Origin of the sequence: Stenotrophomonas sp., assembly GCF_032103445.1 — a bacterium.
Classification (GTDB): domain Bacteria; phylum Pseudomonadota; class Gammaproteobacteria; order Xanthomonadales; family Xanthomonadaceae; genus Stenotrophomonas.
The window spans coordinates 1-22984 of the sequence record NZ_DAMDFR010000029.1; the positions used below are offsets into that span (position 1 = coordinate 1).

At 66.0% G+C, this 22984-nt stretch carries 27 protein-coding genes; 21 read left to right on the plus strand and 6 right to left on the minus strand.

What is annotated here, in order from left to right; translation table 11 throughout:
• The 18 genes from RT551_RS11845 to RT551_RS11930 all read left to right on the plus strand — a co-directional run.
• A partial coding sequence (locus RT551_RS11845; RefSeq protein WP_313458859.1) for a CBS domain-containing protein occupies window positions 1-484 on the plus strand: 484 nt, incomplete at its 5' end.
• A 41-nt stretch (window positions 485-525) separates the two neighbouring features.
• Complete coding sequence (locus RT551_RS11850) at window positions 526-1074, plus strand: HAD hydrolase family protein (protein WP_311190423.1); 549 nt, start codon at window positions 526-528, stop codon at window positions 1072-1074.
• Window positions 1071-1631 carry an LPS export ABC transporter periplasmic protein LptC gene (gene lptC, locus RT551_RS11855; protein ID WP_313458862.1) on the plus strand — a complete coding sequence of 187 codons (561 nt, stop codon included), beginning with the start codon at window positions 1071-1073 and terminating at the stop codon, window positions 1629-1631. Before RT551_RS11850 ends, lptC begins: the two co-directional genes overlap by 4 nt.
• 65 nt (window positions 1632-1696) lie before the next feature.
• Window positions 1697-2251: a lipopolysaccharide transport periplasmic protein LptA gene (lptA, locus tag RT551_RS11860; RefSeq protein ID WP_313458863.1), complete on the plus strand. Its 555-nt coding sequence runs from the start codon at window positions 1697-1699 to the stop codon at window positions 2249-2251.
• Entirely contained in the window at window positions 2251-2970 is a 720-nt protein-coding gene (lptB, locus tag RT551_RS11865) for an LPS export ABC transporter ATP-binding protein (protein ID WP_313458864.1), read from the plus strand. The genes lptA and lptB overlap by 1 nt, the downstream gene beginning before the upstream one ends.
• Window positions 2971-3012: 42 nt before the next feature.
• A complete protein-coding gene (locus RT551_RS11870) occupies window positions 3013-4455 on the plus strand; it encodes an RNA polymerase factor sigma-54 (RefSeq protein ID WP_313458865.1) in 1443 nt (480 codons plus the stop codon).
• Window positions 4456-4514: 59 nt separating this feature from the next.
• The gene (gene raiA, locus RT551_RS11875) at window positions 4515-4835 is read left to right on the plus strand and encodes a ribosome-associated translation inhibitor RaiA (protein WP_313458868.1); all 321 of its coding nucleotides are present in this window, start codon (window positions 4515-4517) and stop codon (window positions 4833-4835) included.
• A gap of 21 nt (window positions 4836-4856) precedes the next feature.
• Entirely contained in the window at window positions 4857-5282 is a 426-nt protein-coding gene (locus RT551_RS11880) for a PTS sugar transporter subunit IIA (protein WP_313458870.1), read from the plus strand.
• A complete protein-coding gene (gene hprK / locus RT551_RS11885) occupies window positions 5279-6229 on the plus strand; it encodes an HPr(Ser) kinase/phosphatase (RefSeq protein ID WP_125361642.1) in 951 nt (316 codons plus the stop codon). The genes RT551_RS11880 and hprK overlap by 4 nt, the downstream gene beginning before the upstream one ends.
• A complete protein-coding gene (gene rapZ, locus RT551_RS11890) occupies window positions 6226-7113 on the plus strand; it encodes an RNase adapter RapZ (RefSeq protein ID WP_313458873.1) in 888 nt (295 codons plus the stop codon). The genes hprK and rapZ overlap by 4 nt, the downstream gene beginning before the upstream one ends.
• Before the next feature lie 55 nt (window positions 7114-7168).
• Complete coding sequence (locus RT551_RS11895) at window positions 7169-7561, plus strand: PTS fructose IIA subunit family protein (RefSeq protein WP_125361643.1); 393 nt, start codon at window positions 7169-7171, stop codon at window positions 7559-7561.
• Window positions 7554-7823 (plus strand): HPr family phosphocarrier protein, encoded by a 270-nt coding sequence (locus tag RT551_RS11900; protein ID WP_125361644.1) that lies wholly within the window; start codon window positions 7554-7556, stop codon window positions 7821-7823. Before RT551_RS11895 ends, RT551_RS11900 begins: the two co-directional genes overlap by 8 nt.
• A gap of 2 nt (window positions 7824-7825) precedes the next feature.
• Window positions 7826-9577, plus strand: coding sequence for a phosphoenolpyruvate--protein phosphotransferase (gene ptsP, locus RT551_RS11905; RefSeq protein ID WP_313458877.1), 1752 nt, complete (start codon window positions 7826-7828; stop codon window positions 9575-9577).
• A gap of 153 nt (window positions 9578-9730) precedes the next feature.
• A complete protein-coding gene (mgtE, locus tag RT551_RS11910; protein ID WP_282298577.1) occupies window positions 9731-11092 on the plus strand; it encodes a magnesium transporter in 1362 nt (453 codons plus the stop codon).
• A 13-nt stretch (window positions 11093-11105) separates the two neighbouring features.
• Window positions 11106-11372, plus strand: a complete 267-nt coding sequence (locus RT551_RS11915; protein ID WP_313458881.1) for a hypothetical protein — start codon at window positions 11106-11108, stop codon at window positions 11370-11372.
• 67 nt (window positions 11373-11439) lie between these two features.
• Window positions 11440-12237 carry a prolyl oligopeptidase family serine peptidase gene (locus RT551_RS11920; RefSeq protein WP_313458883.1) on the plus strand — a complete coding sequence of 266 codons (798 nt, stop codon included), beginning with the start codon at window positions 11440-11442 and terminating at the stop codon, window positions 12235-12237.
• A 172-nt stretch (window positions 12238-12409) separates the two neighbouring features.
• Window positions 12410-12943: a hypothetical protein gene (locus tag RT551_RS11925; RefSeq protein ID WP_313458886.1), complete on the plus strand. Its 534-nt coding sequence runs from the start codon at window positions 12410-12412 to the stop codon at window positions 12941-12943.
• 51 nt (window positions 12944-12994) lie between these two features.
• On the plus strand, window positions 12995-13888 hold the full coding sequence (locus tag RT551_RS11930; RefSeq protein ID WP_313458887.1) for a hypothetical protein: 894 nt from the start codon (window positions 12995-12997) through the stop codon (window positions 13886-13888).
• A 206-nt stretch (window positions 13889-14094) separates the two neighbouring features.
• Here RT551_RS11930 and RT551_RS11935 read toward each other — a convergent pair whose 3' ends face one another.
• Genes RT551_RS11935 through RT551_RS11945 form a run of 3 tightly spaced genes read right to left on the minus strand, consistent with a single transcriptional unit; the run spans window position 14095 to window position 16089 of the window.
• Window positions 14095-15045 carry an aspartate carbamoyltransferase catalytic subunit gene (locus RT551_RS11935; RefSeq protein ID WP_313458888.1) on the minus strand — a complete coding sequence of 317 codons (951 nt, stop codon included), beginning with the start codon at window positions 15043-15045 and terminating at the stop codon, window positions 14095-14097.
• A 17-nt stretch (window positions 15046-15062) separates the two neighbouring features.
• On the minus strand, window positions 15063-15530 hold the full coding sequence (gene ruvX, locus RT551_RS11940) for a Holliday junction resolvase RuvX (protein ID WP_282298440.1): 468 nt from the start codon (window positions 15528-15530) through the stop codon (window positions 15063-15065).
• Window positions 15523-16089, minus strand: a complete 567-nt coding sequence (locus tag RT551_RS11945) for a YqgE/AlgH family protein (RefSeq protein WP_313458891.1) — start codon at window positions 16087-16089, stop codon at window positions 15523-15525. Before RT551_RS11945 ends, ruvX begins: the two co-directional genes overlap by 8 nt.
• A gap of 81 nt (window positions 16090-16170) precedes the next feature.
• Between RT551_RS11945 and RT551_RS11950 the strand changes: the two genes are divergently transcribed.
• Genes RT551_RS11950 through RT551_RS11960 form a run of 3 tightly spaced genes read left to right on the plus strand, consistent with a single transcriptional unit; the run spans window position 16171 to window position 20326 of the window.
• Window positions 16171-17982: a DUF4153 domain-containing protein gene (locus RT551_RS11950; protein WP_313458893.1), complete on the plus strand. Its 1812-nt coding sequence runs from the start codon at window positions 16171-16173 to the stop codon at window positions 17980-17982.
• An 8-nt stretch (window positions 17983-17990) separates the two neighbouring features.
• Window positions 17991-19790: a DUF4153 domain-containing protein gene (locus tag RT551_RS11955; protein ID WP_313458964.1), complete on the plus strand. Its 1800-nt coding sequence runs from the start codon at window positions 17991-17993 to the stop codon at window positions 19788-19790.
• On the plus strand, window positions 19787-20326 hold the full coding sequence (locus RT551_RS11960) for a DNA-3-methyladenine glycosylase I (protein WP_313458895.1): 540 nt from the start codon (window positions 19787-19789) through the stop codon (window positions 20324-20326). The genes RT551_RS11955 and RT551_RS11960 overlap by 4 nt, the downstream gene beginning before the upstream one ends.
• Before the next feature lie 38 nt (window positions 20327-20364).
• Here RT551_RS11960 and RT551_RS11965 read toward each other — a convergent pair whose 3' ends face one another.
• The 3 genes from RT551_RS11965 to RT551_RS11975 all read right to left on the minus strand — a co-directional run bounded on the left by RT551_RS11965 (window position 20365) and on the right by RT551_RS11975 (window position 22983).
• Complete coding sequence (locus RT551_RS11965) at window positions 20365-21072, minus strand: YitT family protein (protein WP_311190406.1); 708 nt, start codon at window positions 21070-21072, stop codon at window positions 20365-20367.
• A 125-nt stretch (window positions 21073-21197) separates the two neighbouring features.
• Window positions 21198-21755, minus strand: coding sequence for a hypothetical protein (locus RT551_RS11970; protein ID WP_313458897.1), 558 nt, complete (start codon window positions 21753-21755; stop codon window positions 21198-21200).
• Window positions 21756-21840: 85 nt separating this feature from the next.
• Entirely contained in the window at window positions 21841-22983 is a 1143-nt protein-coding gene (locus RT551_RS11975) for a PilT/PilU family type 4a pilus ATPase (protein ID WP_313458899.1), read from the minus strand.
• Window position 22984 lies beyond the last annotated feature (1 nt).

The window sequence follows — 22984 nt, forward strand, 5'->3', positions numbered from 1 at the left end:
CATGGGCGACGCCCTGGCCGTGGCCCTGCTGGACGCGCGCGGCTTCACCGCCGACGACTTCGCCCGCTCCCACCCGGCCGGCAGCCTGGGCCGCCGCCTGCTGCTGCACATCACCGATGTCATGCACAGCGGCGACGAGCTGCCCTGCGTGGGCGAGGACGCCAGCCTGAGCCAGGCGCTGGTGGAAATGAGCCGCAAGCGACTGGGCATGACCGCCGTGGTCGACGCCAACCAGCGTCTGGTCGGCCTGTTCACCGACGGCGACCTGCGCCGCGCCCTGGACAGCGACCTGGACGTGCGCAGCGCGCGCATTGTCGATGTCATGACCCGCAAACCCCGTACCATCGGGGCCGATCAGCTGGCCGTGGAAGCGGCCCGGCTGATGGAAACCCACCAGATCAACGGCCTGATCGTGGTCGACGCGGAAGGCAAGGCGGTCGGTGCGCTCAACATTCATGACCTGTTGCGGGCGCGGGTGGTTTAAACCACAGTGACCGTCCTCCATTCAGCTGACCTGTTGCCCTGATGCCCTATTCCCCGCTGCCCGGTTTCCCGTCCCACCTGCACGCCGCTGCCGGCCGCATCCGGCTGGCCTGCTTTGACGTGGACGGTACGCTCACCGACGGTCGGCTCTACTACGACCGGGAAGGCAACGAGAGCAAGGCGTACTACGTGCAGGACGGACTGGGCCTGAAACTGCTGCAGCAGCACGGTATCCACCCCGTGCTCATCACCGCGCGCAACAGCCTGTCCGCGCTCAAGCGCGGGGCTGACCTCGGCATCGACACCCAGATCGCCGTGGGCGACAAACTGGCCAGCGTGCGCCTGCTGTGCGAACAGCACGGCATCGGCCTGGACCAGGTCGCCTTCATGGGCGATGACCTGCCCGACCTGGCTCCGCTGTGCGCGGTCGGCCTGGCGGTGGCCCCGGCCAACGCCCACCCGTGGATCGCCGAACGCGTGCACTGGCAGACCCGCGCCGACGGCGGCCGCGGCGCAGCGCGTGAGCTGTGCGACGTGCTGCTGGCGGCACAGGGCCATGTGGACGCGGTACTGGCGAGGTTCGGCGCATGAACTGGCGAACCACGATTGGAGGCCTGCTGCTGGCGGCCGCCGTGCTGAGCGGCTGGTCGTTGCTGCGCGACCGCAACAAGCCCGCGCCGGAAGCCGGCGACGACGCCAGCAAGGACTACGTGCTGCACGACTTCCAGATCATCGCGCTGGACGAACAGGGCAAGGAATCCACCACCCTGCGCGCGCCGCTGCTGGAACGCAGCCGCGCCGATGAAACCATGGCCATCGCCACACCGCTGTTCCTGCTGCCTGACAGCGAGGGCAACCACTGGGAACTGCGCAGCGACAAGGGCTGGGTCAGCGCCAAGGGCGACCAGTTGAAGCTGACCGGCAGCGTCAGCGGCGACAGCCCCAAGGTGCCCAGCGTGCCGCCGACCACCTTCCGGACCGACCATCTGGACGTGTTCCCCAACGAAAACAAAGCCAGCACCGACGCGTTGGTCACCCTCACCCGGCCGGGCATGACCCAGTCTGGTGTCGGGTTTGAACTGAATTCCAGCGACAAGACCTACCACTTCCTGAGTCAGGTCAAGAGCCGTTACACGCCCCGTCAGTGATGCGCCCCGACAATCCACGGACGGCTTCGGCCGCTTCCACGAATCAGGCAGGAAAGCCCCCCGTCATGAAGCTCCTCTACGCCGCTGCATTTGCCCTGAGCCTGTTGGCCCCTGGCTTCTCCGCCCAGGCCCGCACCGATGACCGCAACAAGGAAATGAACATCGAGTCCGGCAAGCAGTCCGGCTCGTTCCTCGGTGATGGCGTCATTACGCTGTCCGACAAGGTCGTCATCACCCAAGGCACGCTGAAGATCAACGCCGCCAAGGCCGACATCCACATGAAGGACGGCGAAGCGGTACGCGCGGTGTTCTCCGGCAAGCAGGCCACGATGGAACAGCAGATGGACGACGGCAGCATGATGAATGCCCGTGCTGACAACATCGACTACGACATCAAGGGCGAAATCATCGTGCTGACCGGGAACTACGAGGTGAAGAGCTCGCAGGGCATCAACAGCGGCCAGAAGATGACCTACAACACCCGTACCGGCGAAATGAACAGCGGCGGCGACGGTGGTCGCGTGCGCACGGTGATTCCGCCCAAGAACAAAACCCCTGCACCGGCGGCCAAACCGGCCCCCACCAAGACCACCGTGCCCACTGCCGGGAGCAAGAAGTAATGCTGGTCGCCAAAGGTCTGCGCAAAAAATACAAGCAGCGCGAAGTCGTCAAGGAATTCGGGCTGACCCTCGATGCCGGCGAAGTGGTCGGCCTGCTCGGCCCCAACGGCGCGGGCAAGACCACCTGTTTCTACATGATCGTCGGTCTGGTGGAAGCCGATGCCGGCAGCATCGTGCTGGACGGCAAGGACATCACCGCCGACCCCATGTATACCCGCGCCAAGCAGGGCGTGGGCTACCTGCCGCAGGAACCGTCGGTGTTCCGCAAGCTGACCGTAGCCGACAACATCCGCCTGGTGCTGGAGCTGCGTGACGACCTGGACGCTGCCGGCCGCGAGAAAGAGCTGAATTCGCTGTTGGACGAGCTGCAGATCGGCCATGTGTCCGAACAGCTCGGGGCCAGCCTGTCCGGCGGTGAGCGCCGCCGCTGTGAAATCGCCCGCGCGCTGGCCGCGCAGCCGCGCCTGATCCTGCTCGACGAACCCTTTGCCGGCGTCGACCCGATCTCGGTCGGCGAGATCCAGCGCATCGTCACCCACCTCAAGCAGCGCGGCATCGGCGTGCTGATCACCGACCACAATGTCCGTGAAACCTTGGGAATCTGCGACCGCGCGTATATCCTCAACGAAGGCAGCGTACTGGCGCAGGGTGCACCGGACGCAATCCTGGACAACGCCGACGTCCGTCGCGTCTACCTTGGAGACACCTTCAAGCTCTGACCGGCCGGCCGCTGCGGCACCCTCCCCCCGTTGGGCACAGGCATGAAGGCACGGCTGCAGACATCGCTGGGACAGCAACTGGTCATGACGCCGCAGCTGCGTCAGGCCATCAAGCTGCTGCAGATGTCCACCACCGAGCTGGAGCTGGAAATCGCCGAGGCGGTGGAGACCAACCCGCTGCTGGAATGGGCTGAGAATGACCAGCCCGGACTCGATGCCGCGCCCGGAGCCGACGAAAGACCGAATGAGAGCAGCGACGGCCCGGACGAACCGGGCGAGCGCAGCGCCGCCAGCGAAGATGACTGGGCCCCGGGCGAAACCGACTGGAGCAGCAGTGGCGGCAGCGGCTCGTTCGATGACGACGACAACGGCAGCGCCGCCGAGCGCGTGGCCGAAACCGAAACCCTGGCCGACCACCTGCTGTGGCAGCTGCACCTGTCGCACCTGTCCGCACGTGATCGCAGCATCGGTGCGGCGCTGATCGACGCACTGGAAGAAGACGGCTACCTGCGTGAGCCGCTGTCGGCCATTGCCGAAACCCTGCTGCCATCCATTCACGCCGATGAGGCCGAGATTCTGACCGTGCTGCACCAGATCCAGCGCTTCGACCCGATCGGGGTCGGCGCGCGCAGCCTGGGCGAATGCCTGCAGCTGCAGCTGGACGTGCTGGACCCGCAGACCCCCGGCCTGGCCCTGGCCCGGCGCATTGCCGACGGCCCGCTGGAGCGCCTGCCGCGCAGCGGCGTGGACGGCCTGGCCCATGAATTGAAGGTGCCCACTGCCGAGGTAGACACCGCCGTGCAGCTGCTGCGCTCGCTGGACCCGCGCCCCGGCACCCAGATCGGCGAACTGGCCCACGACAGCTACGTGGTGCCGGACTGCGTGGTCTGGCGGCAGGGCGGCGTGTGGCGCGCGGCTCTGGCCGGTCACGCCGGCCCGCGGGTGGTGATCCACCGGGGCTATGAACAGATGATCCGCCGATGCGGTGAAAGCGACGCCGGCTACCTGCGCGCGCACCTGCAGGAGGCCCGCTGGCTGCTGAAGGGCCTGGAGGCCCGCGGCGAGACCCTGCTGCGGGTGATGCGCTGCCTGCTGCAGCAGCAGTCGGCCTTCCTGGAGTTCGGCGAGCAGGCCCTGCGCCCGCTGACCCTGCGCGAGGTCGCCGGCGAGCTGGGCCTGCACGAATCCACCATCTCCCGGGCCATCGCCCGCAAGTACGTGCGGACCCCGCGCGGCACCCTGCCGCTGCGCAGCTTCTTCGCATCCGGGATCGATACCGACAGCGGCGGGGAGGCGTCCAGCACGGCCATCCAGGCCATGATCCGCCGCCTGATCGACGACGAGAACCCGCGCAAGCCGCTTTCTGACGCCAAGCTGGCTGACCTGCTCAAAACCTCGGGAATACCGGTGGCGCGGCGCACCGTGGCGAAGTATCGTGAGGCCATGAACATTTCCGCCTCGCACGAAAGAGTACGTATCGCCTGACGCTCCACGCGCCCGGCGGGAAGGTTCATTGGCAAATCCGAATAAAAAGGAGACACCCGATGCGCATCGAAACGTTTGGCAAAGATGTCGAAGTCACCCCCGCCCTGCAATCCTATGTCGAGGAAAAGCTGGCGAGAATCAGTAAGCACTTCGTCCATGAGCATTGCGACGCACGGGTCACGCTGAAGCTGCAGAAGCCCGACCATCACGTCGATGCCAGCGTCAACATCCCCGGCCAGACCCTGCATGCCGAAGCCAACGGCCAGACCATGTATGCAGCGATCGACGTACTCGCCGACAAGCTCGACCGCCTGGTGATCAAGCACAAGGAAAAGAAACAGCAGCACGCGCCCTTGCCGGTGAGCGACAATGGCGGCTGACGCCCCCATGTTCTCCCCAACATGCCCCTGACTGACCTACTGGCGGCCGTGCGCACCCAGGTGCTGCCGGCCGCCGATCGCGACAGCGTGCTGCAGGCCGCGGCCCGCCTGCTGGCCTGCCGCGAAGCCAATGCCGAACTGATCTACCAGAACCTGTGCCAGCGCGAACAGCTGGGCAGTACCGCCATCGGCCATGGCATCGCCATTCCGCATGGCCGCGCGCCGCTGCTGGAACGCCCCCGTGGGGCCCTGCTGCGGCTGGAAACACCGGTGGATTTCGGCGGTGACGAACCCGTCGACCTGGTGTTCGCCATGGCCGTGCCGGCCCACTACACCCATCAACACCTGATGCTGCTGTCCGAACTGGCCGAGCTGTTCTCCGAGCCCTCGGTCCGCCAGGCCCTGCGTCAGGTACTCGAGTTATCCCCTCCGGCGAGCGCCGCATGAATACCAGCATCACCGCACGTGAGCTGTTTGAACAACAGCGCGACCGTCTTGCCCTGCGCTGGGTAGCCGGCCAGGCCGGCGAGCGCCGGGAGCTGGAAGCCGGCAACACCGTGTCGCGACGTCCGTCGCTGGCCGGTTACCTGAACGCCATCTACCCGAACAAGGTGCAGATACTGGGCACCGAGGAGCTGTCCTGGCTGGATTCGCTGGATTCGCGCCAGCGCTGGGAGACCATCGAGCGGATCATGCAGTCGCACCCGCTGGCGCTGGTGATCACCCGCAACCAGCCCTGCCCGGAAGACCTGCGCGCGGCCGCCGACGAATCGCACACCCCGCTGTGGATCTCGCCCAAGCGCGGCCACGAACTGCTCAACCACCTGTCCTACCACCTGGCCCGCACCCTGGCCCCGCGGGTGATCCTGCATGGCGTATTCATGGAGATCTACTCCATTGGCGTGCTGATCACCGGCGAAGCCGGCTCGGGCAAGAGCGAACTGGCGCTGGAGCTGCTCAGCCGCGGCCATCGTCTGGTGGCCGACGATGCCCCGGAATTCACCCAGATCGCCCCGGATGTGCTGGACGGCACCTGCCCGGAGCTGCTGCAGGACCTGCTGGAGGTCCGCGGGCTGGGCGTGCTGAACGTGCGCGAGATGTTCGGTGACACGGCGGTAAAGAAGAACAAGTACCTTCGGCTCATCGTGCACCTGACCAAGCCCATGACCGAACCCACCCCCCACGGCTACGAGCGCCTGACCGGCGATTCCGGCACCCGTCACGTGCTGGACCTGGACGTGCCGCTGATCACCCTGCCGGTGATGCCCGGCCGCAACCTGTCGGTGCTGACCGAAGCGGCCACCCGGCTGCACATTCTGCGTACCAAGGGTATTGATCCCGCGGCGATGTTCATCGCCCGGCACAGCAACCTGCTGGAACGCCGCACGCCATGAGCACCGCCGCCCCCGCCCCTGCTGCCACCCTGATCATCGTCAGCGGGCTGTCCGGCTCCGGCAAGTCGGTCGCCCTGAAGACCTTCGAGGACCTCGATTACTACTGCTCGGACAACCTGCCGATTCTGCTGCTGCCCGATTTCGTGCGCAGCCTGATGGGCAGCCACGACGGTTCAGCACCCCGGCGCATGGCGGTGGGCATCGATGTGCGCGGCCAGACCGACCTCAGCCAGCTCTCGCACTGGCGTGAAGACGCCCTGGCCGCCGGCCTGGACGCGCAGCTGCTGTTCTTCGACGCCACCGATGAAACCCTGCTCAAGCGCTACGCCGACACCCGCCGCCGGCATCCGCTGAGCCAGCTGGGCCTGTCACTGCCCGAGGCTATCGCCCGCGAGCGCGAACTGACCGCGCCACTCCGCCGGGCCGCTGACGCAGTGATCGATACCACCGGCATGAACGTGCATCAGCTGCGCCGCAAGGTGGTGACCGGGTTCGCGCTCAACCACGGCAACAAGCTGTCGCTGCTGTTCGAGTCGTTCGCCTACAAGCGCGGCGTACCGGCCGAAGCCGACTTCGTGTTCGATGCCCGGGTACTGCCCAACCCGCATTGGGACCCGGAGCTGCGCCCGATGTCCGGCCGCGAGGCCCCGGTCCGCGACTACCTGGACGCCCAGGCCGACGTGCAGCGCTACACCGCCCAGCTGACCGACTTCCTGGACACCTGGCTGCCCCGGCTCGGCAATGACACCCGCAGTTACGTCACCGTGGCCTTTGGCTGCACCGGCGGCAAGCACCGCTCGGTTTACCTCGCTGAACGCATGGCGCGGCACGCGCGTGAACAGGGTTGGCCGGAAGTGGCCACGTTCCATCGTGAACTGGATTAGACAATCCCGCATTGCCCCCTAGTCCCAATTCATCTTGACCTGTTAACGTTCGGTAATGACCTGTGGCATTCTCCTTGTAACGCACCCCGGTGTTGGCGCTTCCCTGCTGGAAGTGGCAACCCGGCTGCTGCGGCATCTGCCGCTGAAGACGGAAGCATTTGAAGTACCGTTCGACGCAGACATGGACGCCCTGCTCCCGCTCGCCTCGGCCGCTTTGCGCCGGGTCGACAGTGGCGAGGGTGTTCTGATCCTGACCGACCTGTATGGCGCCAGCCCGAGCAATCTGGCAGCGCAGCTGGCCCGCCTGGGCACCCCGGCTCGCCGGGTCTCAGCGCTGAGCCTGCCGATGTTGTTGCGAGTGATGAATTATCCGGAACAGGGACTGGATCAACTGCCCGCCACTGCGGCGGCGGGCACTCGCAATGGAGCGATTGTCGACGATGCTTGAACGTGAACTCACTGTATCCAACCGCCTGGGACTGCATGCCCGCGCTACTGCCAAGCTGGTGCAGGAGCTGGCGCCGTTCCGCTGCAACGTGACCATGATCGCGCGTGGCCGTGAGATCAACGCCAAGAGCATCATGGGTGTGATGCTGCTGGCCGCCGGCCAGGGCACCCCGGTCACCGTGCGCATCGACGGCGAGGACGAAGCCGCCGCGATGGACGCCGTGGTGTCCCTGTTCGAGCGGCGCTTCGACGAGGACAACTGAGCATGCCCGGGCAGCCGTCGCGGACCGCTTCCGGCGCGCTGCTGCTGACCGGTCATGGGGCCGCCCGCGGCCATGCCCTCGGTCGTGCCCGGGTGCGCCTGCCACATGTGCTGGAGGTGGCCGAGCAACGCATTGCGGCCGACCGCGTCGATGCCGAGCTGGTCCGCCTGCATGAGGCCGTGGATGCGGCGCGGGTGGAAATGCACGAGCTGCGCCAGCGCCTGAAAGGAGCGCTGGACAAGGAAATGGGCGAGATCCTCGATCTGCACGCCCTGCTGCTGGATGATCCCGAACTGCTGTACGGGCTGGACGAACTGATCCGCAGTGGTCCGTACAGCGCCGGCTATGCCCTGCGCGTGCAGCGCGACCGCCTGGCCAAGGTCTTCGATGGCATGGACGATGCCTACCTGAAGAGCCGCATGGACGACCTGGATCATGTGATCGGGCGCATCCATGCTTTCCTGCACCAGCGCCCGCCGGACGTGAAAGGCCTGGCCGGGGAGATTCTGGTCTGCGACAACATCGCCCCTTCAGAGCTGGCCCAGCTGCAGGCACACGGCGTGGTCGGCATTGTCAGCGTCGGCGGCAGTGCGTTGTCGCACAGCGCGATCCTGGCGCGCAGCCTGCACCTGCCGTTGATCGTCAACGTGCCGGGCGCGTTGCAGAAGATCAACGACGGCGACGTGCTGATCATCGACGGCAGCACCGGTGGCATCACCATCAACCCGCTGGCCGGCGACCTGCGCGACTACCGCGCACGCCTGCGTGAGCAGGCCCGCGAACAGCGCGAGCTGGGCCGGCTGCGGGCCAAGCCCAGCCGCACCCTGGACAAGGTCGACATCGCCCTGCTGGCCAATGCCGAGTCACTGGAGGACGTGACCGAAGCGCATGCGCTGGGCGCGCACGGCCTGGGGTTGTACCGCACCGAGTTCCTGTTCCTGCAGCGCGACGAGTTGCCGGATGAGCAGGAACAGTTCGAAACCTACCGCGACGCCGCGCTGGGCATGAACGGCCGCCCGGTCACCATCCGCACCCTGGACCTGGGCGCGGACAAGGCCGACCGCACCGGCCTGACCCTGAGCAACGAAGACAACCCGGCACTCGGCCTGCGTGGCGTGCGCCTGTCACTGGCCCGGCCCAAGGTCGCCGATACCCAGCTGCGCGCGATCCTGCGTGCGTCGGCCTACGGCAAGCTGCGCATCCTGCTGCCGATGGTCAGCACCCGCGAGGAAGTGCTGGCGGTACGCCGGCGCTTGCAGAAGCAGACCCAGCTGCTGCAGGCCGAAGGCCATGAAGTGGCCGAACACATTCCGTTCGGCGCGATGATCGAAGTGCCGGCAGCGGCGATCGCGCTGGAGAGCTTCATCGACCTGGTCGATTTCCTGTCGGTCGGCACCAACGACCTGGTGCAGTACCTGCTGGCCGCCGACCGCAACAACGAGGCGGTGGGTGAACTGTATTCCCCACTGCATCCGGCCGTACTGCGGCTGATCGCGCAGATCCTGCGCACCGGGCGCGAACACGACACCCCTGTGGCGGTGTGCGGCGAAATTGCCGGCGACCCGCGCATGACCCGCCTGCTGCTGGCGCTGGGTTTGAAGGAATTCAGCCTGCACCCTGGCACGTTGCTGGAAGTGCGCCGGGTGATCCGCGACAGCGACTGGGCGCAGCTGCAGGCGGCCGCGCCGAAGCTGCTGGCCGCGCGTGACCGACGCGGCATCGAGCGTTGGATTGAAAGTGCCGGGCACGCGTAGATCCCGGTAGGTATCGACCGTTGGTCGATACCGCGAACCGACCACATCCCGTCGCGCCCTGACACAAATCCAAGCGATAATGACGCGGTGACCACCCCTGTTGCCGCATCCTGTACGGGATAGCGGCCTTTTCTTTTTCCGCGGGAGCTGCGCATGGCCGAAGCCGTACGCCACGACAAGACGGCACGCCAGCTGCGGCTGTTGTCCGATGCACTGGACAGCGGGCGGCTTGGGCCTGTGCGCCGGCTGGTCAATACCCTGGCACCGGCCGAGATCGGCAACCTGCTGGAATCGCTGCCGCCGGGCAAGCGCGAAGTGGTGTGGGGGCTGGTCGATCCGGAAGATGACGGCGAGGTGCTGGTCCACGTCGGCGAGGAAGTACGCGAAAGCCTGCTGGCCGACATGGACCCGGACGAAATCATCGCCGCGGTCGAAGACCTGGACATCGACGATCTGGCCGACCTGGTCGAGGACCTGCCGGACACGGTCATCGACGAAGTGCTCAAGTCGATGGACCGGGAGAACCGCGAGCGGCTCGAGCAGGTGCTGTCCTACCCCGAGGACACTGCCGGCCGCCTGATGAACCCGGATGTGGTGACCGTGCGCGCCGACGTCAACGTGGACGTGGTGCTGCGCTACCTGCGCCTGCGCGGCGAACTGCCCGACCACACCGACCACCTGTTCGTGGTCAGCCGCCGCCACCAGTACCTGGGCCGCCTGTCGCTGGCCGCGCTGGTCACCCACGAAGACAACACCCCGATCAACCGGCTGATCGACGACGAGCAGCCGGCCATCGACGTGGGCGAAAGCGCCGAGGAAGTGGCCCGGCAGTTCTCCGACCATGACTGGGTGTCCGCCCCGGTGGTGGACGACAACAACATCCTGCTCGGCCGCATCACCATCGATGACGTGGTGGACATCATCCGCGCACAGGCCGAGCACCAGGCGCTGGGCGCGGCCGGTCTGGACGAGGAAGAAGATCTGTTCTCGCCGATCAAGCGCGCGGTGCGTGGCCGCGTGGTCTGGCTGGGCATCAACCTGTGCACCGCGTTCCTGGCCGCCAGCGTGATCGGCCAGTTCGAACTCACCCTGCAGAAGGTGGTGGCACTCGCGGTGCTGATGCCGATCGTGGCCGGCGTCGGCGGCAATGCCGCCGTGCAGGTACTGACCCTGATGGTGCGCGGCATCGCGCTGGGCCAGGTCGGCCAGAGCAACGCACGCATCCTGTTGTGGAAGGAGATGCGGGTGGCACTGATCAACGGCACCCTGATAGGTACCGTGGTCGGCCTGATCGCCTTCGTCTGGTTCCAGAGCATTCTGCTGTCCGTAGTGATCACGCTCGCGCTGATCATCAATTTCTGTGCGGCGGCGCTGGCCGGCGTGCTGCTGCCGCTGCTGCTCAAGCGCATGAATGTCGATCCAGCGGTGGCCGGCACCGTAGTGGTCACCGCAGTGACCGACGTGATGGGCTTCTTCAGCTTCCTCGGCCTGGCCACCCTCATTCTGCTGCACTGATTCCGGAGCCCGCATGGCCGTCACCCTGGACAACTACTACACCCCCGGCTGGCGCGACCAGGTCCACACCTGCGCCGCATGCGAATGGCGGGGCACTCCGCGGGACATGGCGATGGAACTGCACGAAGACGAGGCTCAGTTCGACTGCCCCATCTGCGAGAACCCGATCCTGCTGGTGGTGCACCCTACCCTTGCCCAGATGCAGGCCGCCGCCGCCGAAGGACACCCTGAGGCCATCGAGCAACTGGACATCCTGGCCGCCGCGCCACGCCCGGACTGATGCGCTGCAAGATGCTCTGCTCTGCACGGCGGACTAGACTGAAAACGATTTCAGTCGAGGATGGGGCATGGCACGTTCGATGGGCTGGCTGCTGTGTGCAGTGGCGCTGCTGATGCTGGCGGGTTGCGCACCGACGCGAGGCGATGCCACCGGGAGGTTTGAAGCCCGCACGGTGATGCTGGACGGGCGCAGCGTGCACTACCAGGTGTTCATTCCGCGCGGAACACGTGCGCAGGCCGGAAAGTTGCCGGTGGTGCTGTTCCTGCATGGCTCGGGCGAGCGCGGCAGCAACAACCAGGCCCAGACCGAGGCCGGCATCGGGCCCTATCTGCGCCGCCATGCCGATACCTTCCCCGCGCTGGTGGTACTGCCGCAGGTGCCGGCCGAGGAGGAATGGTCCGGCGACAACAACCGTGCGGCGATTGCCGCCCTGGATGCGGTGATCACCGAATTCGGTGCCGATCCGGCGCGTCAGTACCTGACCGGCATGTCGATGGGCGGCTATGGCAGCTGGAACATCGCACTGGATGACCCGCAGCGCTTTGCCGCGATCGTGCCGGTATGCGGCGCGGTGCTGGTGCCACGCGCGGTGCGCCCTACTTTGTTCGTGGAAGCCGTCGCGCGTGAGGCCGATCCGTATGCCGTGATGGCGCAGCGGCTGAAGGCAACGCCGATCTGGATGTTCCATGGCGCACTGGATGATGTGGTGAAGCCGGATGATGATGGTCGTTTGAAGGCGGCGTTCGATGCAGTGGGCGCGAAGGATGTGCGGTATACCGAGTATCCGCAGGGCAACCACAATGCGTGGGATGCCACGTATGCCGATGCCGATATGTGGGCGTGGATGTTCGCGCAAAGCCGGTAGTGCCGGCCGCTGGCCGGCAACCTCGATTCCCTCATCGAAGGCATTCCCTACGTTGTCATCAAGGTTTGATTGACAATTACATCGATGTTGCCCTGATGGGCACCCACCTCCAGGGGAAATAACGTTGCACTGATCGCCACCGATCACTGTCAACTCACCCAGGAGACCACCGATGAAAGCACCCATAGCCACCATCCTCATGATGGCCATGTCGTTCACCAGCACTACGGCCATCGCAGCTTCAATCGACGAGCTCCCAGCAGTAACGCTGGCCATGGAGCAGGAGCAGCAGACGATAGATCTTGCTGCAGCGATCATCCGTTCGCAGGGCGACCTTCAACGCTACCTTCAGACCACCCTGGACTCATCGCTCCACCGGCTTCCGTCAAGTGCGCGACAAATGTTCGTCGACAGCCTGGTCTTCACCCCACGCGGGCTGGGGTCGTACAGCTACATTCCGCTCCAGACCCTCAGCGTTACTGAGATTCACCAGATTCTGTCCCTTTTCGGTGTACAGACCTCCCTGGAAGCTATCCCAGGCCTGCGCGCCAGAACCGCCGCGGAGCACCTCATGCTGCGTCCTATGAGTCGCCCAGGGCGGCCAAACTCTCAGTGCTACATGGGCGACAAGGGTACGTACTGCCGGGTGACCCAGGGCAGTGTCTGCCCCACCAGCTGTGAACCCTTCGCCGTTGCTGGCGAGTAAGCCTTCGTGCCCCCCGCTCCAGAGCGGGGGCATTGGTCGAAAGGAAAGGGAATGATCTACCGAATTGTCGGAACAGTATCCGTAGTGCTGGCGGCAATCTCGCCTGCGCCTGCTTACAACCTCAACAATCACACAACTGCCTGCATGGACCTATGGTCAAAGGCCCGACAAGCAGAGGCCCTGGCAACAGAGGCACGAGACACCCAGATGTTGATCTCGCCACTCGCGACCGATTGCGCTGCGGAAATCGCCAACGCCGAGGAGGGCGCTCCACTCTCCACACACCAGGATCAGCTTCGTGCGCTGGACATCATCTCCTTCTACTTCAACGCCACATCACAGACGCCTCACTTTCCACTCGAAGACCTCGCGGCAAAGATCGCCGCCCGATTTCCCTCGGACACCATGGACGCAGCATCGGCAGAATCGCTGCGCTCAATCAAGGAGGAGAATCGATCCGTCAGCTGGCTGAGAGAAATGAAACTGGAGCGGGGCATTCGCCAGCTCGAGCGAAAGAGGACGACGCCGACTGACGTGGTCGTGTTGACACTGGATAACGGGCGCTTGAAAGCGCACCGGCTCGATATTTCGAAAGTCGATATGGTCGTAGTCGCGGGCTGCCACATGGCGCGCCGCGCTACCGGGCAACTGCTTCAGGATCCAGAGGCAAAGCTGTTGTTGTCGGATCTACGCGTCGTCTGGATGCAGCCCGTAGACCGCTCACTCAACCTGGAGGACATCGCGAAATGGAACCAGGATTTCCCCGAGGCCCCCATGCACGTAGCGTTCAAGAATTCGCAGTGGCGGGGCATGGACCTGACCGCACTGCCGACCTTCCATCTGCTCCAGAACGGCAAGGTCGTGGCTTCGCATCGTGGTTGGTCACGGGATGGCAGTATGCCGGCGGCGCTGATTGAAGCGCTACAAGACCTCAGGGCGCGCTGAGATCGTGGGCAGCGACAAGCTGTTGAAAGGCTGGACTGACAGAACGAATTGGGGAGTATCCGTTCGCGTGGACGAAATGACCGCACGACCGGTAGTGCCGGCCGCTGGCCGGCAAACACGTTTACGTGGAAGGGTTCATGAGGTTGCCGGCCAGCGGCCGGCACCACCCGTGCGGTTCAGCCCCATGGGATATCAGCACCACCGCATCAACCCAACAGCGTCTCCAGCACCGCCATGCGCACGGCGACGCCGTTGGCAACCTGGCGGAGCACCCACGACTGCGGGCCGTCGGCGACTTCGTCGGTGACTTCCACGCCGCGGTTGATCGGACCCGGGTGCAGCACGGCGGCGTCCTGGCCGGCGCGCTTCAAGCGCTCTGCGGTCAGGCCATATTCTGCGTGGTACTGCTCGATCGACGGCACCAGGCCCTCTTCCATGCGCTCACGCTGCAGGCGCAGCATCATCAGCGCGTCCACGCCTTCGAGCATGGCGTCGAAGTCCTGGCCGACGATGCAGCCCTTCAAGGTTTCATCATCCGGCAGCAGCGACTGCGGGCCACACACGCGGATCTCACCCGCGCCCAGCGTACGCAGCGCGTGCAGGTCGGTGCGGGCCACGCGCGAGTGCTTCACGTCGCCGACAATCAGCACCTTCATCTTCGAAAAATCCGCGCCCTTGGCCTGGCGCAGGGTCAGCATGTCGAGCAGGCCCTGGGTGGGGTGCGAGCTGCGGCCGTCGCCGGCGTTGATCAGCGCAGTGCCCTCGCCCGCCGCCTGCGACAGCGCGGCCACGGCACCGTCATCGGGATGACGGACGATGAAGCCGCGCACGCCCATCGCTTCCAGATTCTTCAAGGTGTCGCAGGCGGTTTCGCCCTTGCGGGTGGACGAGGTGGACGCGTCGAAGTTCAGCACGTCCGCGCCCAGCCGCTGTGCAGCCAGCTGGAACGAGCTGCGGGTGCGGGTGGAAGGCTCGAAGAACAGCGTGCACACCGCCGAACCGGCCAGCACCTGGCGCTTGTTGCCAACGCGGCCGACCGCGGCATCGCGGATCTGACCGGCACGGTCCAACAGCTGCAACAGGGTTTCGCGGGGAAGACCTTCCAGGGTCAGCAGGTGGCGCAGGCGTCCATCGGAATCGAGTTGCGTGGCGGTCATGGCAGGGATCTGAGGGGTCAGGAAACGGGGGTGGCGTCATCCGGCGCGGACAACCAGCGCTCGATGATGACGGCGGCGGCAACCGCGTCCAGGGTCGCCGCGTCACGACGACGCTTGCGCCCCTCGGCACGCTCCACCGCAAACCGACGGGCGGCCTCGACCGAGCTGGATCGCTCGTCGACCAGCACCACCGGCAGTTTGAAACGTTCCCGCAGCTGGCGGGCAAAGCCCTGCGCACGCTTGCGGTTGGGCTGGTCCTGGCCATCCAGGGTGAGCGGGTCGCCCACCACCAGGCCGTCAGGACGCCATTCTTTGATCAGGCGCTCCACCGCGCCCCAGTCCGGACCGTTGCCATGCACGTCGACCACGGCGATGGCGCGGGCGTGGGTACCGAATGAACTGCCGATGGCGACACCGATGCGGCGCGAGCCGACGTCAAAGCCCAGCACCGTACCGTCACGGCGGATGCTGGCCGGCTCAGACATGGCCGCTGTACCCGGTGTGGTGGAACAGGTCCACGCCCAGACGCGCCGCCGCCCCCTGCCAGCGCTCATCCAGCGGCGTGCTGAACAGCAGGTCGGCATCGGCGGGCACCGCCAGCCAGCTGTTTTCAGCCAGCTCGCTTTCCAGCTGACCCGAGCTCCAGCCAGCGCAGCCCAGGGTGACCAGCGCGTTGCGCGGGCCCTCGCCACGGGCCATGGCTTCCAGAATGTCGCGCGAGGTGGTCAGGAACAGGCCCTCGCCGACCGCCAGGCAGGCATCCCACTCGCGCGGGTCGTCGTGGATCACAAACCCGCGCTCCGGGTGCACCGGGCCACCATTGAGCACCGGCTGGTCGCGCAATGCCGCGTTGTCGGTGCTGATTTCCATCTGTGCCAGCACTTCGCCCAGGGTGTATTCAGACGGCTGGTTGACCAGCACGCCCATGGCCCCGGCTTCGTCGTGCTGGCAGATCAACGCCACGCTGCGCGCAAACGTAGGGTCGGTCAGCGACGGCAGCGCTACCAGCAGATGATCGGCAAGGGACGTAGGCAGCTGTGACATGGCTCCATTCTAACCGCAGGGCTCCAGACAGGGGCGTGAGTCCTCGGCTAGGATGCTCCCACACCCGCATGGACGCTGATCGTGAACGACGCCACGCCCCCTGCCCTGCCCCTCGCCTCACGTGCCGCCATCGTGCTGATCGCGCTGCTGCAGGGGCTGGCCCTGTATGCGGCGTTCGCACTGGACGAAAGCGCCCCGTTCAACGACATCGCCCACCGCTGCCGCTGGATTGCGTGGGTGCTGACCGTACCCACTGCGCTGGCACTGACCCTGGTGAACCTGCGCGACCGTCGCATGTGGCTGCATGTGGCGGTGGGCTCGATCGTGGTGCTGCTGCTGGCCAGCTGGATCGGCTGGAGCGTCGGTGGCGACGCCACCGGGATGGAGCCCAGTGCGCTGCTGGGGCCTTTCTCCATCTGCATGGCGGCCGCCACCTTCATCATCCTGCCTTACTGGCAATACCGGCTGCAGCACGGTCATTGGCGCGCGCCTTACCCGGCCCTGTTTGAACTCGCCTGGCAGAACGCCCTCACCCTGGCCCTGGCGGGGCTCTTCACCGGGCTGACCTGGATGCTGCTGGGGATGGGCGCTGGGCTGTTTGCGGTAGTGAACATCGACCTGTTCCAGCGGATCCTGACTGCGCCGGCGGGCATGGCCGTGGTCACCGGCACGCTGATGGGCTTCGGCGTGCTGATCGGTCGCACCCAGCACCGCGCCATCCAGGTGATCCGACTGGTGCTGTTCGCGCTCTGCCGTGGCCTGCTGCCGCTGTTGTCGCTGATGGCGGTCGTGTTCCTGCTCATCCTGCCCTTCACCGGCCTGGCCTCGCTCTGGACCACGCCCTCGGCGGCCAGCCTGCTGATCTCGGTGTCGCTGCTGCTGGTGGTGTTCACCAACGCGGTTTATCAGCACCACGACGGGCAGTCGACCTACCCGCGCTGGCTGCGGCATCTGGTGGATGCCAGCCTGCTGGCGCTGCCCGTCTATGCCGGGCTGGCGCTGTATGCGATGTACCTGCGCATCGCGCAGTACGGCTGGACGCTGGAGCGCTTCTGGGGCGCGGTGGTGGTCGTGCTGGTGTGCGGCTATGCGGTGGGCTACGCGCTGGCCGTGCTGCGCCGCCGGGGCCGCTGGCTGCAGGGCATCGAAACCGCCAACCGCTGGATGTGCTGGACCGTACTGGCCACCGCATTGCTGGCCAGTTCGCCGGTGCTGGACGGCACCCGGATCAGCGTGGCCAGCCAGGTGGCACGGCTCAAGGCCGACCCGGCCATGCTGGACAGCAAGGAGCTGATACCCCTGCGTTTCAAGATGGGGCGGCGCGGTGTCGAGGCACTTCGCGAGCTCCGGCAGGACCCGCAGGTGTCGCGGGATGCCCGTGCGGTCGACGCCATCAACAAGGTGTTGGCACGCGAAACGCGCTGGAGTGACGATCAGCCGGGGAAACCCGCGGATAACACGCTGCGTGATGTGGCCACATTGCAGCGCCAGCTGAGCGTGGCCAAGGGGCTGCCGACACCGTCCCCCGACTGGTGGACTGCCGTGGTCGAGGGCAAGCTCCGCTCTGCCGACTGCCTGCGGGTGGGACAGGAATGCGTGGTGCTGATGCGCGACCTGGACGGTGACGGCAACGACGATCTGCTGCTGTGCGAGCTGACCGGCTATGTCGGCGCGCACTGCGTGCTGCACGTCCGCGAGAACGGCCAGTGGCGCAACGAGGCGGCGGTGAATTTCCTGGGCCAGTATGGACGCGGTCATTCGGCCGACGAGGGCAATGACGCCCTGCGCGCGGGCCAGCTGGAAATACACGATCAACGCTGGCCGCGCCTGGCCTTGCCGCATGGCAAACCGGTGAGCGTGGATGTGATCGTTCCCGAGGAGACCGCGCCATGACCCACGCTATGAACGACACCTCGCTTCCTGCCCTGCCGCTGTCCTCGCGCAGCACCATCGTGCTGATCGCGCTGCTGCAGGGGCTGGCGCTGTACGCGGTGCAGCAGGCCGGTGAAGGCTGGCCCTTCCAGGACATCGCCAGCCGCTACCGCTGGTACACCTGGGTACTGACCATTCCCACCGCCGTTGCGCTGACCCTGGTGGACCTGCGCGACCGCCGGCTGTGGCTGCACGCGGGGATAGGCTCGGCGGTGGTGCTGGCGCTGGCCAGCTGGATCGGCTGGAACCTGGGCGGCGGCGCAACCGGATTGAACGATGGCCCGCTGCACTGGCCGTTCTCGATCAGCATGGCCATCGCCGTGTTCGTGACCCTGCCGTGGTGGCAGTTCCGCCTGCAGCACGGCCACTGGCGTGCCACCTACGATGCCTTGTTCGAACGTGCCTGGCAGAACGGTCTGACCCTGGCGCTGGCGCTCGCCTTTACCGGCCTGACCTGGATGCTGTTGTGGCTGTGGTCAGAGCTGTTCCAGCTGGTGGATATCAACTTCTTCCGCGACCTGTTCCGGGAGGAGGCCTTCATCGCCCTGGCCACCGGCTGCCTGTTCGGCTTCGGCGTGCTGATTGGCCGCACCCAGCACCGCGCCATCCAGGTGACCCGGCAGGTGTTGTTCGCGATCTGCCGCGGCCTGCTGCCGCTGCTGTCGTTCATTGCCGTGCTGTTCGTGCTGAGCCTGCCGTTTGCCGGGCTGGAGGCGCTGTGGAAGACCCGTTCGGCCACCTGGCTGCTGGTGATCGTGTCGCTGCTGCTGGTGGCATTCACCAATGCGGTGTATCAGCACGACAGCGAGCGCGCGGCGTATCCAATGTGGCTGCGCCGGCTGGTGGATGCCAGCCTGCTGGCACTGCCGGTGTATGCCGGGTTGGCGCTGTATGCGATGGGGCTGCGCATTGCCCAATACGGCTGGACGCTGGAACGCTTCTGGGGTGCGCTGGTGGTACTGACCGTGTGTGGCTATGCGATGGGCTACGCGCTTGCGGTGCTGCGTCGTCGCGGCCGCTGGCTGCAGCCGATTGAACGGGTGAACCGTTGGATGTGCTGGGTGGTGCTGGGCGTGGCGCTGCTGGCCAACTCGCCGCTGCTGGATGGCGTGCGGATCAGCATTGCCAGCCAGGTGGCGAGGCTGAAGGACGACCCCGCTGTGATCAATGCCAACGATGCCCTTACCCTGCGCTTCGAGCTGGGCCGGCGCGGCGTGGATGCGCTGCGCGCGCTGCAGCAGGACCCGGTGCTGGGCAAGGACGCGCGTGCGGTCAGCGTAATCAAGGATGCCCTGGCACGCGAGACGCGCTGGAGCGACGGAGCCCTGCTGGATGACGGCCTGCGTGACCTCGCCGCGCTGCAGCGGCATGTGGCGTTGACTAAGGGTGCCCCGGCTCCGGACGCGGACTGGTGGGCAGCGGTGCTCGATCGTTCACTCGCTGACAGCCAATGCCGGGACGTGGATGAACATTGCGTGGCGCTGCGTCGCGACCTTGACGGCGACGGCAGCGACGAGATGCTGCTGTGCCGCCTGGAGAAGCAGGTTGGGCCGTTCTGCCAACTCCATGTGCGCGCGGACGGGAAGTGGCAGAACGCGGGTACGCTCACCTTCTACGGGCATGCGAACCGGGCAGCGGCCGACGCGGCCAACGCCGCACTGATGGCAGGCGAACTGAACCTGCAGCGCCCGCGCTGGCCGCAGGTTTCCCTGGCCGGCAGCATTCCACAAAGCGTGGATGAACCTGAGCGCAAAAAGGAAACACGATGAGCGGCTACTGCAGCATTGCCCCGGGCCATCCGGTCCACGGCCACTACCACGACCACGAGTACGGCTTTCCGCAGCGCGACGAGCGTGAGCTGTTCGAACGCCTGATCCTGGAGATCAACCAGGCCGGGCTGAGCTGGGAAACCATCCTGAAGAAGCGCGAAGGATTCCGGAAGGCGTACAGCCAGTTCAACGTGGACGCCGTGGCGGCGTATGGGGAACGTGATGTCGAGCGGCTGTTGAACGACGCCGGCATCATCCGCAACCGGCTGAAAGTGCACGCGGCCATTCACAACGCGCAGGTGATCCAGCAGTTGCGGGCCAGCCATGGCAGCTTCGCGCAGTGGCTGGACGCCCATCACCCGCGCAGCAAGGCCGACTGGGTGAAGCTGTTCAAGAAGACGTTCCGGTTCACCGGCGGCGAGATCACCGGTGAGTTTCTGATGAGCCTGGGCTATCTGCCCGGGGCGCATGCGAAGACGTGCCCGGTGTACAAGCGGTTGGAGAAGATTGCCCCACCGTGGATGAGCGCCGGATAGGCCTTGAGGGCCGGCCAACGGCCGGCGCTACCGGTCCGTCAAACGCCCATGTACCGGCCGGGGCGATGATTGAACATCAGCACCAGGCTGAGCACCACCGCGCCGATGGCCGAGTACATCACCTGCATCGGCGACAGCACGAAGAACGCCGCGCACATCAGCAGCGTGTCGAACGACATCTGCACCTTGCCGGCACTCCAGCCGCGCGTGCGCTGCAGGTACACCGCCAGGATGCCGATGCCACCCAGGCTGGCACGGTGGCGGATGAAGAACAGAATGCCGAGACCGGATAATGCTCCGCCCACCAGCGCCGAGTACAACGGAGCCATGTGCGAGAAGTCGGCAAAGCGCGGCAGCACGTCGGTCAACACGCCACAGGCGGTGACCGCGGCAAAGGTCTTCAGGGTGAACTCCCAGCCCATGCGCCGCACCGCCACCCAATAGAACGGCAGGTTCACCAGCACGAACACCAGGCCGAAGTTCCAACCGGCCGCGTAGTGCAGCAGGAAGGCCAGACCGGCCATCCCGCCAATCATCAGGCCGCCCTTGGCGAAGATCGCCAGCCCCAGCGAGGCCACCAGCGTGGCCAGCACCATGCCCTGCACGTCCTCCGCCGTGGAATGGCGCAGTGCTTTTTCGTCGGCAACGGTCCCGGCGCTGTCGGGCGGCGGGGTCAACGGCCCGGCAGTGACCAGGTGGCCGTCAGCGTCTTCGCACGGCGCGGGGCCATGGGATTGGAGAGACATGGGTGGGGGTACCGCTCGTGGGGAGACGTATTAGACACGATCGGCGTTACAGTTGCAGGTGAAATTGATTCACCTGGCAATGAAATTCCGCCTGCGCCGGGCAGCGGCGCGCCCAGCATTCAGGTTCAGGGGTCCATCAAGGAGGGTGCCCCCACGGGCTGGGCAGGCCTCTCGGGCTCCGACTCCGGTATCTGGCTGAACGCCCAGCCCAGCCCGGCCATCAGCGCCAGCGCCAGCACACCCAGTTCAATCGTCTGGTAGGCCGTGCCGAAGGCAGACGCACCGCCCATCGGCTGTCGGGTGCGACGCCACACCTGCCAGCTGCCCAGCACCACATAGCCCAGCAGGACCGCAAGCAGCGCCAGCTTGGCCCAGGTCTCGCCATACAGGGAGCCCACTGTGCGCTCCGCGGCGAAGGCCAAGGCGACCGCGCCCATGCGGATAAGGAAGAAGTACGCCAACCCGGTCGGTGCCCCGACCGCTGCGCTGACGCTGGACGCGCCATGCGGATCACGCGCGGCGGCCAGTTCCTGCAGCCGCTGCAGCTCCACGCCACGCGCCTGCAGTTCCTCGGCCAACAGGGCTTCGGCCCAGTCCATGCGTTCCTGGCCCTGCCACAGCGCCAGCAATGCGTCGGTGTTCATGCCCGCGTAGCGGGTTTTCAGTGCGGCTTCCTGCGTCATTCACGGCCCCCTTGGCGTGGCAGATACAACACGGGCGCGGCGGTATGGCACCGCACGCGCCCGGAAACGGCCAACGGTGTTGGCCTCAACGGACTTCGGAAATCTCCACGCCGTCCAGACCCTGCGACAGGGTGCGGGCGTCGCCGCCCTGAGAGAGCTTGATGCGCAGGCGCACTTCGTTCTGCGAGTCGGCGTAGCGCAGCGCGTCTTCGTAGCTGATCTCGCCGGCCTGGTACAGCTCGAACAGGCTCTGGTCGAAGGTCTTCATGCCCAGCTGGACCGATTCCTTCATCACTTCCTTCAGCTTGTGGATCTCGCCGTCGCGGATGTAGTCCTGCACCAGCGGCGTGCCGAGCAGGATCTCCATCGCCACGCGACGCGACTTGCCGTCCGGCGACGGAATCAGCTGCTGCGCGACCACGCCCTTCAGGTTCAGCGAAAGGTCCATCAACAGCTGCCCGCGACGATCTTCCGGGAAGAAGTTGATGATGCGGTCCATTGCCTGGTTGGCGTTGTTGGCGTGCAGGGTGCACAGCACCAGGTGACCGGTTTCGGCGAACGCGATGGCGTGGTCCATGCCCTCGCGGGTACGCACTTCGCCGATCATGATCACGTCCGGGGCCTGGCGCAGGGTGTTCTTCAGCGCCGCTTCCCAGCTGTCGGTGTCGATGCCTACTTCGCGCTGGGTGATGATGCAGCCTTCGTGCTTGTGCACGAATTCGATCGGATCTTCGATGGTGATGATGTGCCCGGTCGAATTGAGGTTGCGGTAGCCGATCATCGCCGCCAGCGAGGTCGACTTACCGGTACCCGTGGCACCCACGAACAGGATGATGCCGCGCTTGGTCATCGCCAGCGTCTTGATGATCGGCGGCAGGCTCAGTTCTTCCACGGTGGGAATGCGCGTCTCAATGCGACGCAGCACCATGCCGACCTGGTTGCGCTGGTAGAAGCAGCTGACGCGGAAGCGCCCCACGCCGGACAAGCCGATGGCGAAGTTGCACTCGTGGGTTTTTTCGAACTCTTCGCGCTGCGCGGGCGTCATCACGTTCAGCACCAGGTCGCGGCTCTGCTGCGGCGTGAGCGGCGTCTGGGTGATCGGCGAGATCTTGCCGTTCACCTTGATCGCCGGCGGCATGCCGGCGGTGATGAACAGATCCGACGCCTTCTGATGCGCCATCAGTTTGAGGAACGAGGTGAAGTCGATGGTAGTGCCAGTGGTGTTCATC